The sequence below is a fragment of the Sphingobium sp. FW305-3-2-15-F-TSA7 genome (assembly GCF_058787155.1).
In genome coordinates this window covers 1-15,888 of record NZ_JBYSZM010000051.1, presented here as the reverse complement: position 1 = coordinate 15,888, position 15,888 = coordinate 1, and the positions used below count along the sequence as shown (strand labels likewise).

General features: G+C 67.5%; 9 protein-coding genes. 7 read left to right on the top strand and 2 right to left on the bottom strand.

From position 1 onward, the window contains the following. Nucleotides 1-39 precede the first annotated feature (39 nt). Nucleotides 40-2,709: a TonB-dependent receptor domain-containing protein gene (locus tag AC3WN8_RS28020; RefSeq protein ID WP_492672810.1), complete on the bottom strand. Its 2,670-nt coding sequence runs from the start codon at nucleotides 2,707-2,709 to the stop codon at nucleotides 40-42. A gap of 123 nt (nucleotides 2,710-2,832) precedes the next feature. On the opposite strand from AC3WN8_RS28020, the gene AC3WN8_RS28015 reads away from it, so the two are divergent. The 7 genes from AC3WN8_RS28015 (at nucleotide 2,833) to AC3WN8_RS27985 (ending at nucleotide 14,918) form a co-directional block, all read left to right on the top strand. Continuing rightward, nucleotides 2,833-4,812: a cellulase family glycosylhydrolase gene (locus AC3WN8_RS28015; protein ID WP_492672809.1), complete on the top strand. Its 1,980-nt coding sequence runs from the start codon at nucleotides 2,833-2,835 to the stop codon at nucleotides 4,810-4,812. A gap of 35 nt (nucleotides 4,813-4,847) precedes the next feature. Continuing rightward, the gene (locus AC3WN8_RS28010; protein ID WP_492672808.1) at nucleotides 4,848-6,374 is read left to right on the top strand and encodes a carboxylesterase/lipase family protein; all 1,527 of its coding nucleotides are present in this window, start codon (nucleotides 4,848-4,850) and stop codon (nucleotides 6,372-6,374) included. Beyond that, nucleotides 6,371-7,429, top strand: a complete 1,059-nt coding sequence (locus AC3WN8_RS28005; RefSeq protein ID WP_492672807.1) for an alpha/beta hydrolase — start codon at nucleotides 6,371-6,373, stop codon at nucleotides 7,427-7,429. Before AC3WN8_RS28010 ends, AC3WN8_RS28005 begins: the two co-directional genes overlap by 4 nt. 4 nt (nucleotides 7,430-7,433) lie before the next feature. Beyond that, on the top strand, nucleotides 7,434-9,575 hold the full coding sequence (locus AC3WN8_RS28000; protein WP_492672806.1) for a glycoside hydrolase family 3 N-terminal domain-containing protein: 2,142 nt from the start codon (nucleotides 7,434-7,436) through the stop codon (nucleotides 9,573-9,575). Continuing rightward, nucleotides 9,575-10,930, top strand: a complete 1,356-nt coding sequence (locus AC3WN8_RS27995; protein WP_492672805.1) for an MFS transporter — start codon at nucleotides 9,575-9,577, stop codon at nucleotides 10,928-10,930. The genes AC3WN8_RS28000 and AC3WN8_RS27995 overlap by 1 nt, the downstream gene beginning before the upstream one ends. Then, the gene (locus AC3WN8_RS27990) at nucleotides 10,927-14,217 is read left to right on the top strand and encodes a glycosyl hydrolase (RefSeq protein WP_492672804.1); all 3,291 of its coding nucleotides are present in this window, start codon (nucleotides 10,927-10,929) and stop codon (nucleotides 14,215-14,217) included. Before AC3WN8_RS27995 ends, AC3WN8_RS27990 begins: the two co-directional genes overlap by 4 nt. Nucleotides 14,218-14,315: 98 nt before the next feature. Continuing rightward, nucleotides 14,316-14,918 (top strand): TetR/AcrR family transcriptional regulator, encoded by a 603-nt coding sequence (locus AC3WN8_RS27985; RefSeq protein WP_492672826.1) that lies wholly within the window; start codon nucleotides 14,316-14,318, stop codon nucleotides 14,916-14,918. A gap of 161 nt (nucleotides 14,919-15,079) precedes the next feature. Here AC3WN8_RS27985 and AC3WN8_RS27980 read toward each other — a convergent pair. Next, a partial coding sequence (locus AC3WN8_RS27980; RefSeq protein ID WP_492672803.1) for an L-rhamnose/proton symporter RhaT occupies nucleotides 15,080-15,888 on the bottom strand: 809 nt, incomplete at its 5' end.

The window sequence follows — 15,888 nt, the reverse complement described above, 5'->3', positions numbered from 1 at the left end:
CGCTCGATCCCCTTTTTGGATTATCCTGCCGGAAAAGGCTCAGAAAGCCTTGCGGATTCCGAACTGGAACAGGCGCCCCAGCGTCGATCCGTTGAGCTGGCTGAAATTGGTCCGCGCCGTGTTCGAATAGGGTGGATCGACATCGAACAGATTGTCGACGTTGAAGGTCAGCTGCGTTCCCGACAGCGCGCCGCTGGCCGGCACATTCCAGGAGAAGCGCAGATCCACCGTCTGGAAGGATCCGATCCGCGTCTGATTGACCAGCCCCTTGATCGGGAAGCCGCCGCGATAATTATAGACCGCACGCGCCGCCAGGCCGCCGATCTTGCCGCCCAGCGTGGCGACGAAGAACAGGCGGCCGGTGCCGTTCTTCAGCGTATCGGTGAAGGGGCCGTTGGCGCCGCCGGTCGAGAAATCGCGCTTCAGCACATAATTGCCCGCGACATCGGCCATCAGCGTCACGTCGCCGATCGGGCGGGTGTAATTGAGGTGGAAGTCGACCCCGTCGGTCTTGAGCGCGCCGAAATTGTTCAGCCGCGCATCGGCCAGCAGATAGGGCGATGTGCCGACATAGAGCAATGCGATATTGGGCACGCCGACCAGTTGCATCCCGGCCGTCGCCGCCTGTGCCTGGGCGAGCGTCGGGTTGATCGTGTAGAAGGCGGCGAAATTCGGATCGGTGAACAGCGTCGCGGCCGAGATCAGGCCGATCGCATCCTTGAAGTCGACCTTGTAATAGGTCGCGCTGATCAGCAGGCCAGGCGCCATGCCGGGCCGCCAGTCGAAGCCCGCCGACAGGGTCGTCGCTGTCTCGGGTTTCAGGTTCGGGTTGCCGCCGGCCAGGATGATCGTCGGGCGGAACAGATCGGTGATCGGGCTGTCGGTGCGGCGGAAGGGGCTGATCGGCAGGATCTGTGCCTGCTGGCCGAGCCCGCTGACCGATTCGAGCCCCGGCGCGTGGAAGGAGGTTCCGTAATTGCCGCGTATGGTCAGCTCCTCGAACGGCTTCCAGGTGATGCCGATCTTGGGATTGGTGGTGCCACCGACATCGCTATAATCGTCGTAGCGCACCGATCCCGACAGGATCAGGCTGCGCAGGCCGGCCATGCCGTTGGCCTGACCGAAGATCGGTACGACCACTTCGCCAAAGGCCGATTTGACCTCGCGTGACGAGAAGGCGCGGATAGCGCCGGGCGCGGAGGCGAGCGTGCCGCGCGGCCCCGGGATCAGCGTCTGCCTGAGGTTATTGTAATGATATTCGGCGCCGACGGCGAGGCGGACATCGCCGCCGCCGATGGCGAGCAGCGGTCCTTCGGCCACGATCCGGCCCTCGGCGAGCTCCTGGACGCCGGTGTCGTGATTCTCATAATTGTCGATCGCGGCGAGCACGGCCGGATTGCTCGCGCCCGGGGCGTAGGGATTGAGCGCAGTGGACAAAGTCGTTCCATTGAGCCCGGCCGTCACCGCCGCGGCGTTGACCAGGTCCTCGTGGATCTCGCTGCGGCTGCGGCCGAAATTGGCGAGCGTGCGGATCTGCCAGCGGCTGCCGATATCGAAGTTCAGCCCGGCGGTGACGCCCGCCGACTGGAAATCCTGGCGCGTGACGTTGCTCGGCCCGAACACATCAGCGAACGAGAAGGCGACATTGTGCGAGGTCTCCGTCCCGATCGGCCGGAAATAGGGGTTGGCGGCGGTGATGGTTCCGCTGGTGGAGGATTGCGCGGTGCGGACCGTCGTCTTGCGGCCGGACCAATAGGCGGTGGCGTTGAACTCGATTCCCGGCGTCAGTTCCTGCACGAGCGAGGCGAAGACGCTATGCCGCGTCTCGCGCGGATAGACGTCGATCTGCTGGGGCTCGTCGCAGCGGTTCACCGTGCCCGCGACGCGGCCTGGCAAGGCATAGGTGGTCGTCCCGATCAGGATATTGCCCGGCGCGCAGGCGGTGCTGCGGAAATCAGATCCGCCCTCCGCCAGATGATTGCTGGTCATATAGTCGCGGTCGGCGCCGAACAGATTGCTGTGCCAGGCATAGGCATAGGCGACGTAGAGCGAGCCGGTGCCCCAATCCTTGCCCGCGATGATGTCTCCATCGGCCTGGTCGTAATTGTCGGCCAGGCCGTAGCGCGCGCTCGCTTCCACGCCGTTGAAGCGGCGGCGGGTGATGAAGTTGATCACGCCGCCGATCGCATCGGATCCGTAGATCGATGAGCCGCCATCGGGGATGACGTCGACGCGCTCGATCACGACCGGCGGGACGACCGCGGGATCGGCCGTCGAGGAGAGGATGCCCTGGCCGACCAGCCGGCGGCCGTCGACCAGCATCAGCGTGTTCTGGCCGCCGGTCGCGCCGAGGTTGCGGAGATTGGGGAAGAAGACGGGGCTGCCGCGATCCTGGTTCGCGCGCGGCACGCTGCCGAAATAGCTGAGCTGCGGGATATTGGCGAGCAGATCGGTCGACGATGCGACGCCGCTTTCGACGATTTCGGCGCGATCGACGCCGATGACGTTGGTGCCCGTCGGTGCGATGCCGCGGATCAATGTTCCGGTGACGACGATCGTATCATTCTGCTCGTCATTGTCCGACTGCATAGCGCCCCGTTCCGGCGAGTCGGATGGAGCATCCTGGGCGTGAGCAGTGCTCGACGCCAGCAGCGCCGCCGCGATCGACAGACCGGAAATAGACATTTTGAGCTTGAATTTCTTCGGCATTTTCACCCTCCCACCGGCATCGTCATGTCGACGATGTCCCTTCTGATTTGGCTATGGACGTGCTTGGCCAATGCGGTTATTAACCGATTGCATAACGAAAATCGCGAACCAAGGGAAGAGTGAATGCTGAGGCGGATGGTCGATGTGGCCAAGGGGCGGTTCGTGGATGTCCATGGACGCGAGATGGTGCTGCGCGGCGTCAATCTCGGCGGCGACTGCAAGCTGCCTTTCCCTGACGGCGGCACGCATCTGCCGACCGATTTCTCCGATCATCGTGCGGTCGACTTTGTCGGCCGGCCCTTTCCGCTGGACCAGGCGGACGTGCATCTGGCGCGGATCGCGCGCTGGGGCTTCAACTGCCTGCGTCTGCTCGTCACCTGGGAAGCGATCGAACATGAAGGGCCCGGCCGGTACGACCTAGCCTATCTGGACTATGTCGCGGCGGTGGCGCGGCGCGCGGCGGCGCACGGCTTCGTCCTGTTCGTCGACATGCACCAGGATGTCTGGAGCCGGATGACGGGGGGCGACGGGGCGCCGGGCTGGACCTTCGAGGCGCTCGGTCTCGACTTCACCCGCTTCGACGCGGCGGGTGCGGCGAACGTCATGCAATATCGCTACGATCCAACCCGCGCCGAGGCACGGCAGGAAGAGGCGTATCCGATGATGAGCTGGGCGGGGAATTACCGCCTGCCCGCGAACGGCATCGTCTGGACCGCTTTCTTCGCCGGCGCGCTGCTGACGCCCGACTGGCGGATCGCGGGCGAGAATGTGCAGCATTTCCTGCAGCGTCATTATCTGGGTGCGATGGCGGCGCTCGCGGAGCGGCTGGCCGACAATCCCGCCGTCATCGGCTTCGACACGCTCAACGAGCCGAGCCTGGGATGGATCGGGCAGGCGATGAGCGCGCCGCAGCTGGCCGCGACGCGCGAGGCGCCGGTTCCGGTCCGCGCCGGGGCCTGCTGGACGCCCTTCGCCGCGCTGCAGGCCGCGAGCGGCATGGCGGTGGCGTTGCCCGTGCTTGCGCGGGGCGCGAACGGCGCGATGGCGATCGTCGGGCAGGACGTCGCCAATCCGGACGGCGTGTCGATCTGGGCGCCGGGCATGGCCGATCCCTATGCTGCCGCGGGTGCCTGGACCGGCCCGGGCGACGATGCGCGCGTGCTCGACGAGGATTTTTTCCGGCGCGCGGATGGGCGGGCGATCGACCCCGATGCCGACCTGCTGCTTCCCTTCTTTCGCCGGGTGGCGGAAACCCTGCGCGCGATCGACCCGGACTGGCTGATCTTCGCCGAGCTCAACCCCTATCAGCTCGGCCATGGCCGCGGTTTTCCGGAGGGGATGCCCGATCGCTGCGTCAATGCCAGCCATTGGTACGATGTCGACATATTGTGGAAGAAGCGGTTCGACGATCATGCGGGCGTGGCCGCGCTGGGCGAACGCTATGCGACCGAGATCCGCGGACTGTTCGATGCGGCCGATCCCGGCCGCACGATGCCGCGGCTGATCGGCGAGTTCGGCATTCCCTATGATCTCGACGAAGGCGGCGCCTATGCCCGTTGGGCGGCGGGCTGGCGCGACGAGGAGATCTGGGCGGCGCATGTGGCGGCGTTGACCGCGATGTACGATGCGATCGACGCGCTCGGCATATCCTCGACCCAGTGGAACTATACCGCGAGCAACAGCAACGATCTGCGCATCGGCGATGGCTGGAATCAGGAGGATCTCTCGATCTTCTCGCCCGATCAGCTGGCGGACGGCGGCGATGGCGCCCGCGCGCTCAAGGGGTTCGCCCGGCCCTATGTCCGTCGTGCGCAGGGACGGATCGTGAGCATGCGTTTCGACGCCGCGAGCGCGTTGTTCGAGGCGAAGATCGATGCCGATCCGACGATCGACGCACCAAGCGAAATCGTCGTGCCAGAGGCGCATTTCCCGGGCAATGTGGCGGTCATGGTCGAGCCGCCGGTGCGCTGGAGGTTCGATCCCGAAAGCCGGTTGCTGCATGTCGAGGCAGGGCGGGCGGGCATGATCGTCGTCAGCGTCCGGCCGGCCGCGCCGGACAGCGTCGTGTCGCGAGAAGCCCGATATCAAAGGCTGCCATGTTGAAGGCGGAAGGCCGAAGCGCAAATGGAGGAGGGGACGTGAGAAAGACGGAATTCGGGGCAGCGCTGGCGCTGGCGATCGTCGCGGCATCTCCGGCAATGGCGCAGGACGCGCTGGTGACGGCGGTCGACAGCGGCCGGTTGAAGGGGGAAAGCGCGGGCGAGGTGGTCGTCTATAGGGGCATTCCCTATGCCGCCGCTCCGATCGGAGAGGGGCGCTGGCGCTCGCCGGCACCGGCCCCGAAATGGCAGGGTGTCCGCTCCGCTACCGATTATGGCGCCGATTGCGTGCACAGCCGCCGCGATTGGGAGGCGGACCGCGCGAACGCACCGATGAGCGAGGATTGCCTGTTCCTCAATGTCTGGGCGCCCGCAAAGCCGGTGAAGGGTGGGGCGCCCGTGCTTTTCTGGATCCATGGCGGCAGCTTCACCGCCGGATCGGGCGCGCAGCGTGCTTATGACGGGACGAAGCTCGCCGCACGCGGCGCGGTGGTCGTCACTTTCAACTATCGGCTCGGCCGTTTCGGCTTCTTCGCGCATCCCGCGCTGACGGCCGAGGCGGGCAGCGGCCCCACCGGCAATTGGGGGCTGATGGACCAGCTTGCGGCGCTGGCCTGGGTCAAGCGCAACATCCGGTCGTTCGGCGGCAATCCGGACAATGTCACCATCTTCGGCGAGTCCGCGGGCGGCGGGGCAGTGAACCAGATGATGGCGATGCCGGCCGCACGCGGCCTGTTCCACAAGGCGATTTCCCAATCGGGCGGTGGACGCGACGATGGCGTGCCGTTGGCCGCCGCCGAGGCCAAGGGCGTGGCTTTCGCCGGGCAGGCGGGTGTCGGCGGAAACGATCCGGCGGCACTGCGCGCGATCCCGGCGGAGACGGTGCGCGGCAACATGACGCTGCTCAACACTGAGGCGGCGACCTATTCGGGGCCGATGATCGACGGTCGCCTGGTGCAGGGGCGTGCCGATGTCGCCTTTCTGGAGGGACGGCAGGCACCCGTCCCCTATATGGCCGGCGCCAACAGCTACGAGATCGGCTTCGTGCCCGAGGCGATGCGCGGCATGTTCACCGCGGCGCTCGGCGCACAGCTCGGGCCGGCACAGGCCGGGGTGAAGGCGGCCTATGGGGCAGCGGACGCCTATGAGCGCAATCTTGCCGGCGATGCGATGTTCGTCGAGCCGGCCCGTTTCCTCGCCGGGCTCGCCGCGCCGAACACAAGCTATCTCTATCATTTCGACTATGTGCCGACGGCGAAGCGCGCGACCGAAAAGGGCGCGCCGCACGGCGCCGACGTCTATTTCGTCTTCGGCAATCTCGAGGATCTGGGCGCCGAGCCGTCGGACGAGGATCGGACGATGGCCAGGCTGATCGGTGACTATTGGGTCGGCTTCGCGCGCGGCGGGGATCCCAACGGCGCGGGCCGACCGGCTTGGCCGCGTTTCCGTGCCGATGGCGATCGGCTGCGATTGGCAGGCAGCGCCACCAGGGCGGAAAGCGCCCGATCGCCGGCGCTCGATGCGCTCGGTCGCTTCGGCGATGCCAAGCGCGGCGCGGCGCGATGAGGCGATCGATCGGCATGGCGAGCGCCGCGGCGCTGCTGGTGCTGCCTCTTGCCGTGGCGGCGCAGGACGCGCCCGCCGGCGACGACCTGCGCTTCGCAGTGCCGGAAACGGTATCGACCGAAGCAAAGGCGATGCTGACGCCGATGCTTGCGGCCCAACGAAAGACGCGGCCGCAGCGGCTGGCGATCGGCACCGATCTTCAGAAATTGCGCGCCGTGGCGGAGCAGGGTGCGGCCGAACGGATGCCCGGTATCGCGGCGCTTCACGGCGTCACCGTCACGTCCGATACGCTGGGCGGCGTGCCGGTGCTGCGCGTGAAGCCGAAGGGCGGACATGGGAAGAAGCGGCTGCTCGTCTATGTCCATGGCGGGGGCTGGGCGACCGGATCGGCGACTTCGAGCTTTCGCACCGCCGCGATCTTCGCCGCGGCGACGGGGCTTGAGGTGGTGTCGGTCGATTACGGCCTGGCGCCCGAACAGGATTTCCGCGGCGTGACCGGCCAGGTCGTTTCGGTCTATCGCGCGCTGCTGGCCGCCGGGCATGACGCGTCGCGGATCGGCCTGTTCGGCGACAGCGCCGGCGGCAATATCATCCTCGGCACGACCTTGCGCCTGCGCGACGAAGGGTTGCCGCTGCCCGCCGCGCTGGTCGGTCTGTCGCCCTGCACCGATCTCGGGGCGGGGGGCGACAGCCGCCTGACGCTTGCCGATGCCGATCCCGGGCTCGATGCCGCGGAGACGCTGGCGGCGATGCGCCGCGCCTATGCGGGCAAGGATGCGGTGGCGGGCATGCTCCATCCCTGGGCCTCGCCCGTGCGCGGCGATTATGGCCGGCCGTTTCCACCGACCCTGATCCAGGGCGGGACGCGCGAGCTGCTGCTGAGTGATTTCGTGCGCCAATATCAGACGATGCGCGCGGCGGGGCGAGAGGTCGTGCTCGATCTCTACGAGGGCATGCCGCATGTCTTCATGAGCTATCTTGCCGACGCGCCCGAAGGAAAGCAGGCCATCGCGACCGCGCGGGATTTCCTGCTCGCCCGGCTTGGGGCGGACTGAGCCGATGGCGACAGGAAAGCCCGAGCGATTGCTGGCGGAGATGACGGTCGCGGAGAAGGTCGGCCAGCTTTGCCTCTATTCTGCCGACGTCCGGTGGACGGGCGATCCGGTCAATCCCGAGATCGGCTTCGATGCGCCCGAAAAGCGGATCGACGATATTCGCGGCGGCGGCGTCACCGGCATCTTCAACCTGTCGGGCGAGGCGAATGTCCGGCGGCTGCAGCGCATCGCGGTCGAGGAATCGCGACTGGGTATTCCTTTATTGTTCGGCGCAGACGTCATCCACGGTTTTCGCACCGCCTTTCCGGTGCCGCTCGCCGAAGCGGCGAGTTTCGAGCCGGAGCTGGCACGGCGCACCGCCGAGGCATCGGCGGCGGAAGCGGCGGCGGAGGGGGTGCACTGGACCTTCGCGCCCGGCGCCGATGTGTGCCGCGATGCGCGCTGGGGCAGGGCGATCGAAAGCTATGGCGAGGATCCGTTCCTGGCCGCGGCCTTCGCCGCCGCGCGGGTGCGGGGCTTTCAGGGCGATAGTCTCGCCGACCCGCGGCACGTGATGGCGACGGTCAAGCATTTCGCGGCCTATGGCGCGGCGGAGGCGGGGCTCGACTACAACACCGCGGAATTGTCGCCGACGACGCTCGCCGAAGTCTATCTGCCGCCTTATCGTGCCGCGCTGGCGGCTGGGGCGGGGTCGGTGATGACCGCGTTCAACGATATCGACGGTGTGCCCTGCAGCGCCAATCGCAAGCTGCTCACCGGCGTGCTGCGCGACGATTGGGCATTCAAGGGTTTCACCGTTTCCGACTTTAATTCGGACCGCGAAGTGATCGCGCACGGCCTCGCCGAAACCCCGCGTGAGGCGGCGCGGCTCTGCTTCCTCGCGGGGCTCGACATGTGCATGGCGAGCGGCCTTTACGCCGATCATCTCGCCGATCTGGTGGCGGCGGGCGAAGTGCCGGTCGCGGCGCTCGACAGCGCGGTGCTGCGCGTGCTCGGCGCCAAGCAGGCATTGGGGTTGTTCGACGATCCCTATCGCGGCCTTGGCGCCACCGCCGGACGGACCGGGGCGCTTGCGCTGACGCGCGAGGCAGCGCGCCGCTGCCCGGTGCTGCTGCGCAACGAGGGTGGCGTGCTGCCGCTGAAGCGGAGGCAACGCATCGCGCTGATCGGCCCGCTGGCGGAGGACAAGGCGCATCTGAACGGCGCCTGGGCGCTGTTCGCCGACGGGCCGGCATCGGAAAGCCTGGCCGAGGGGCTGGTGGCCGCGGTCGGCGCGGACGCGCTGCGGATCGTGGCGGGGTGCGGGCTGGAGGATCCGATCCGGGGCGGGATCGCCGAAGCGGAGCGTGCGGCGGAATGGGCCGATATCGTCGTGCTCGCGCTCGGCGAGGGCCAGCATATGTCGGCGGAATCGCGTTCGCGCACCGATCCGGCCGTCCCGGCGATCCAGATGGAGCTGGCGCGCGCGATGCGGCGGACGGGCAAGCCGCTGGTCACGCTGCTGCGCGCCGGCCGGCCACTGGTCATCGACGAGCTGGCCCGGCTCTCGGACGGCCTGCTCGTCACCTGGTTCCTGGGCGCGGCCATGGGCGGCGCGGTTGCCGATCTGTTGTTCGGGCGTGTCGCGCCGAGCGGGCGCCTGCCGATGAGCTTTCCGCGGCATGTCGGTCAGCTGCCGATCTATTATGGCCGCAAATCGACCGGCCGTCCGCCGGCCGAGGAGCCGGGGCGCTTCACCGCCCGCTATATCGATACGTTGCCGGGGCCGCTTTATCCCTTCGGTTTCGGGCTCGGCTATGGCCGCGTCGATTATGGCCCGGTGCGGCTCGACAGTGTGACATTGGCCTGGGACGGCGAAATCCGGGCATCCTGCATCCTGCGCGAGATCGCCGGAGTGCCGGTGGAGGAAGTGGCGCAGCTCTATATCCGCGACATCGCGTCGGTTCCGGTCCGGCCGGTCCGTGAGCTCAAGGGCTTCCGCAAGCCGGCGATTCCGGCGGGCGGGATGGCGAAGGTCGAGTTCGTCGTGACGCGCGCGATGCTGGCGCGCGCGGACGGGACGGTCGAGCCCGGCGCTTTCGACCTGTGGATCGCGCCCCATGCCGAAGCCGGCATGCCGGTGCGCTTCGTGCTGGAGCGGCCCTGATGGCGACGCCGCTCGGCTGGAAACGCATTATCGCCTTCGGCTCGGGCGATTTCGCCTTCAACCTCTATTGGCAGAGCCTCTCATTCTATCTGCTCTTCTACTATACCGAAGCGGTCGGGCTGTCGGCGGCGGTCGCGGGACTGCTCTATATGGTCGCGTCGATCTGGGACGGGATCGTCGACCCGCTGATCGGTGCGGCGGCGGACCGGACGCGTTCGCGCTGGGGCCGCTACCGGCCCTGGCTGCTGCTCGGCGCAGTGCCGCTCGCGCTTGGTTTCTGCCTGCTCTACTGGCCTCCACCGCTTGAAGGAACGATGCTGGTCGCTGCGGTGATGGCGGCGCATCTGCTGTTCCGCAGCCTCTATGCGGCGGTGAACGTGCCCTATATCGCGCTCACCGCGCAGATCACGCGCAGCGCCGCCGACCGCGCGAACATCGCAGGCGCGCGACTGGTGTTCAGCACCTGCGCCGGCGTGATCGTCGCCCTGGCGACGCCCCGCATCGCGACATGGGTGACGGGCAGCGCCGATGGCGCGCAGGGTTATTTCGTCGCGGCCGCCATCTTCGCGCTGCTCGCGACGCCGATCCTCTTCTTCGTCTTCGCGACGACGCGGGAGGGCGGCGACGGCGCCGTCGCGCACCGGCCGGCGTCGATGGCGGAACGGCGCGCGGTGCTTGCCAACCGCGCCTTCTGGACCGTGGTGATGGCAGGCACGCTGCTCGTCGCCTGCTACACCGCCTTTGCCAAGTCGCTGCTCTATTATTTCAAATATGTGCTCGAAGCGCCCGATGCCGGGCCGACCGCGCTCGCGCTGGCCGGGGCGAGCGGGCTGGTCGCCGTGCCGTTCTGGATGTTCGTCGCCCGCTTTGCCGCCAAACGGTCGATCTGGCTCGTCAGTTGCGGCCTGTTCGGCAGCGGCCTGATCGTCTTCGGCCTGCTGCGCTTCGAGGAGGTGTGGCAGATGAACATCTTCGTCGTCGCCATGCAGGCGGCCTTTCTCGGCATTGTCTTCGCCTATTGGGGGATGCTGCCCGACACGGTCGAATATGGCGAGTGGCGCACCGGGCTGCGCAGCGAAGGGCTGCTTTTCGGCCTCGCACTCCTGTTCCAGAAGGTCGCCCTGGGCGTCGGCGCGGGGCTGTTCGGCCTCGCGATCGATCGGGTGGGCTTCGTTGCCAACCGGCAGCAGAGCGCCGCCACGATCGAAGGCATCCGCGCGATCATGGTGCTGATCCCGCTTGTCGGCATCGGCCTGTCGGCGGTGCTGATCTTCCTCAATCCGCTCCGGCGCGGCGTTCATGAGCGCATTGTCGCCGAGATCGCCGCGCGCCGCGAAGAAGGGGCCGAAAGATGAGGCTTGTCGTGCTTTCGCTGTTGCTGGTCGCCACGCCTCTGGGCGCGCAATCCCCCGATCCGCTGCGCGACGGTTTCGCCGATCCGCCCCGCGACGCGCGGCCCTGGGTCTGGTGGCACTGGATGGACGGCAATGTCACGCCCGAGGGGATCGATCGCGATCTCGACTGGTTCGATCGGATCGGCATCGGCGGCTTCCAGCTGTTCGACGTCGCGCAGCCCGGTGTGCCGCAAATGGTCGAACACCGGCTGATCTATATGCACCCCGACTGGCAGGCCGCGTTCCGGCGCGCGGTCGCCGGCGCGGAACGGCGCGGCATGCAGGTGGGCATCGCGTCGTCGCCGGGCTGGAGCGAGACCGGCGGACCCTGGGTCACCCCCCAGGCGGCGATGAAGAAGCTGGTATGGAGCGAGACGCTGGTCGAGGGCGACCGCCGCTTCACCGGCAGGCTCGCGCCGCCGCCCACCGTGCCCGGCCCGTTCCAGGATATCGCGCGAACCGAAGAGGCGAAGGGCGTTTCCTTCTATCGCGATGTCGCGGTGCTCGCCTGGCATCTGCCCGTCGATGCCGCGCCATTGCCGCAGGCGCGGATCAGCGCGAGCGGCGGCACGCTCGACGCCGGGCTGCTCGCCGATCCCAGGCTCGATCATGCGCCCGGCGCCGTGCTGCCGCTGGCCCAGGCGTCGCCGCAATGGATCCGCTTCGATTATGACCGGCCACAGACGATCCGCTCGGTGGTGGTGGGGCTCACCCGGCCGGGGCTGTTCGACGTCGCGCCGCTCGCGACGCTGGAGGCGAGCGATGACGGCACGAGTTTCAGGCCGGTGCGGGACTTGCCGCTCTCGACCTTCCATCAAAGCACGATCTCCTTTCCCGCGGTCAGCGCGCGGTCCTTCCGCGTCACCTTCAGGCGGCCGACCGAGCTCGGGACGCTCTGGCGCCGCGTGCTCAATCTCGCGGCGCCGGGCATCACCAACACGCGCTACGATCGCCCGCCGGCCGCGCAGGACGTCCGTCTCCAGCATCTCTCGCTGTTGCCGGACGCCCGGGTCACGCGCTTCGAGGACAAGGCCGGCTTTGCCGCCGCGCCCGATTATTATGCGCTGGCGACGCCGGATGCCGGCACTGGATCGATCGTCCCGGTCTCCGGCGTGGTCGACCTCACCGCGAAGTTGAAACCCGAAGGTACGCTCGACTGGACGCCGCCGCGCGGCCGCTGGCAGGTCATGCGGCTCGGCTATTCGCTGACCGGCGCGGTCAATGCGCCCGCGCCGGCCGAGGCGACGGGTTATGAAGTCGACAAGCTCGATGCCGATGCGGTCGCCGCTTATATGGCGCGTTATCTGCAAACCTATCGGGCGGTGCTGCCGCCCGATCTGCTCGGCACGCGCGGCGTCACCACCCTGTTCAACGACAGTATCGAGGCGGGCAGCCAGAACTGGACGCCCGCGATGATCGCCGTGTTCAAGGCGCGTCGCGGCTATGATCCCACGGCCTGGCTCCCGGCCTTGACGGGCCGGATCGTCGGCAGCGCCGACGCGAGCGACCGTTTCCTCTGGGATTATCGCACCACCATCGCCGAACTGCTCGCCGCCAACCATTATGGGCAGGTCGCGACCAGCGCGCGCGCCGCGGGCTTGCGGATACGCGCCGAGGCGCTCGAGGATCATCGGCCGATCCTCGGTGACGACATGGCGATGCGATCGTATGCCGACGAGCCCGCTGGTGCGATCTGGGCACCCAACGAAAAGGGCCGTATCGAACCGACGGCGATCGCCGACCTTCGCGGCGCCGCATCGGTCGCGCATCTCCACGGCCGCGATTCCATCGCTGCCGAAGCGTTCACATCGGCGCTCGCGCCCTGGGCGGGGTCGCCGCGAACCTTGAAGCGCGTTGCCGATACCGCCTTCGCGCTGGGCGTCACCCGCCTGATGCTCCACAGCAGCGTGCACCAGCCGGTCGAAGGCAAGCCGCCCGGGCTGACGCTCGGCATCTTCGGCCAATATTTCAACCGCAACGAGACCTGGGCCGGGCAGGCGCGCGCCTGGATCGATTATCTCGCGCGCGCGCAATATCTGCTCCGCCAGGGGCGCTACGTCGCCGACATCGCCTATTTCCATGGAGAGGAAGCGCCGCTCACCGGACTTTACGGAGAGCATGAGGTGGCCGACATTCCCGCCGGCCATGGCTTCGATTTCGTCAATGCCGAGGCTTTGCTCGACCTGTTCCAGGTTCGAGACGGTCGGCTGGTGACGCCATCGGGCATGGACTATCGCGCGCTCCAGCTCGGCGGAACCGCGTCGCGCATGACGCTGAGGGTGCTTCGCAAGATCGCCGCGCTGGCCGATGCCGGGGCGGTGGTGATCGGCAAAAGGCCGGCGGCCTCGCCCAGCCTGGCCGACGATCCCGCCGAATATGAACGGCTGGCGACGCGGTTATGGGGAGAGGGCAGGGTCGTCGATGCACCACCAGCCGACACGCTGGCACGTGCCGGCGTCGCGCCCGACTGGCAGGTGATCGGCGCGCCCGTGCCGCTGCGCGTGCTCCATCGCCGTACCGGAGAGCGCGACATCTATTTTTTCGCCAGCGGCGCGCGCGACGCGGCGCGCACCGAGATATCGTTTCGCGTGTCGGGCCGGGTTCCGGAATTATGGGATGCCGATAGCGGCGCGGTGAAGGCACTGCCCTATCGCGTCGAAAATGGCCGGACGATCGTGCCGCTCGATTTCGATCCCGACGGATCGGCCTTTGTCGTCTTCGGCAAGGGCAAGGCGGCGCCACCTGATCAAAAGGCCATGAGCGAAGACGTGTTGCGCGACTTGTCGAACGGCTGGACGCTCAGCTTCCAGGCGGAGCGGGGCGGCCCCGAAACCGCGATCGGCGCCGATGCGGGGTCATGGAGCGACAGCGCCGATCCGCGCATCCGTTATTTCTCCGGTACCGGCAGCTACAGCCGCCGGCTCGATATCGGACGGTCGGAACTGGCGCGCGGACGGCTGATCCTCGATCTCGGCAAGGTCGGCGAACTCGTGGAGGTGAACGTCAATGGCCGGCCGCTCCGCACCCTTTGGAAGCCGCCCTATCGGCTCGACATCACCGATGCGCTGGCGCCGGGCGCCAACCGGATCGAGCTTCGCGTGACCAATCTCTGGGTCAACCGGCTGATCGGCGACGCGCAGCCGGGGGCCGAAAAGCGGACCTTCACGAGCATCGCCACGTATCGCCCCGATGCGCCGTTGCTGCCGTCGGGCTTGATCGGTCCGGTGCGGCTGATGCGTCGGCAATAGGGCCTATTCGCTATTCAGATGGATAATGACTTGATGTCGGGCCGATCAGCGGGCACCGGGGAGGTTCCGGCCACAGCAATGGGAAACCAGCCTTGAACATGCGCGCACGGCAGAAGGAAGCCACCAAGGCGAGCATCCTGGAAGCGGCGCTGCATGAATTCTCGACGCACGGCTTCGAGGGCACGTCGACGCGCGACATCGCCGATCGGGCGGGCGTCCATCACGCGCTGATCAAATATCATTTCCAGAACAAGGAGACGCTGTGGCGCGAGGCGGTGACCTTCCTGTTCGAGCGCCAGCTTGGCGAGATCACCAAGTCGCCGCGGCTCGAGGATTATGAGGACAAGAAGGAATATGCGCGGGAGATGCTGCGCCAGCGCGTACATTATTGGGCGCAGCACCCCGAACATGCGCGGCTGATGGTGCAGGAAAGCTGCCGCGACACCGAACGGTTCCGCTGGATGGTCGATACCTTCATCGTCCGCACCAGCCGGTCGTCGGGCGCATTCGTCCAGTGGCTGCAGGACGAGGGGCTGATACCGCCCGCGTCGCTGCCGGCCCTGGTCTATATCCTCGTCGGCGGCGCGCAGCTTTTCTATACGTTGGCGCCCGAGGTGCAGCGCATCTGGGGCGTCGATCCGACCAATCCGGCCGCGATCGACGCGCATGTCGACGCACTTGTGCGCCTGGTGATCCGCTGAGAGCTTGTCTGGAGATGCGCCTTTCGGCGCATCTCCGCACCGGCCCGCTCCCCCACCCGGCCACCCATAGAATAATGCCGTTGGGTGGCCGGGTGGGGGAGCGGGCCGGTGCGGCCTTGAAATGCGCTCTTCCGCGCATTTCCAGACAAGCCTTTTATGCTTCAGGCCAGGCTGTTGCCGTAACCGATCACGACCGTCGACAGCATCAATACCGCGATACCGAGCCAGACGAGCGCGCGGGTGCGTTTGCCTGCCGGCGCCCATTCGCGCAGCGCGAAGCCCCAGAGCGTCGAGAACAGGATGATGCTCGCCATGTGCAGCGTCCAGCTCGAAAAGCCGAAGCGGCCCATCTGGCTTTCGCCCATGGTGTAGAAGAAGAACTGGAAATACCAGAGCGTGCCGCCGAGCGCGGCGAGGCCGTAATTGCGCGCGAGCGACGGCCTTTCGGTGGCGCCCGGTGCCGGAGCGCCGACGAATTCGCGCGCGCTGCCGTTGCGGGCGATCAGGATCGCGCACCAGATGAGATTGGTCGTCAGCCCGCCGAGCAGCACGACGCAGAGCACCGGCAGCCCCTGCCACAGCGGATCGGTTCCTGCCTTCAGCGTCAGGTCGCGGATCGGCTGTCCGGCGTCGAGGCCCCATGCGAAACAGCCCGACATCACGCCTGAGAAGGCAGCGATGGCCAGGCCCTTGCGGAGATCGAACTCGGACGCATCGGGTGCCGCCGCACCCGCCATCTCGCGTTCCTTGCGGCGGCCCGCCAGGGCGACGAGCAGGATGCCCGCCAGCGTGATCGCAATGCCCAGGAAGACGATCCACCCGCTGCTCGTGCCGGCAAGATCGTCCAGCGTGCCACGGAAGATCGGCGGCCCCATGGTGCCGATCACCGTCGTCAGCCCCAGTGCGACCGCCATGCCGAGCGACAGGCCGAGATAGCGCATGGTGAGGCCGAAGGTCAGCCCGCCCAGCC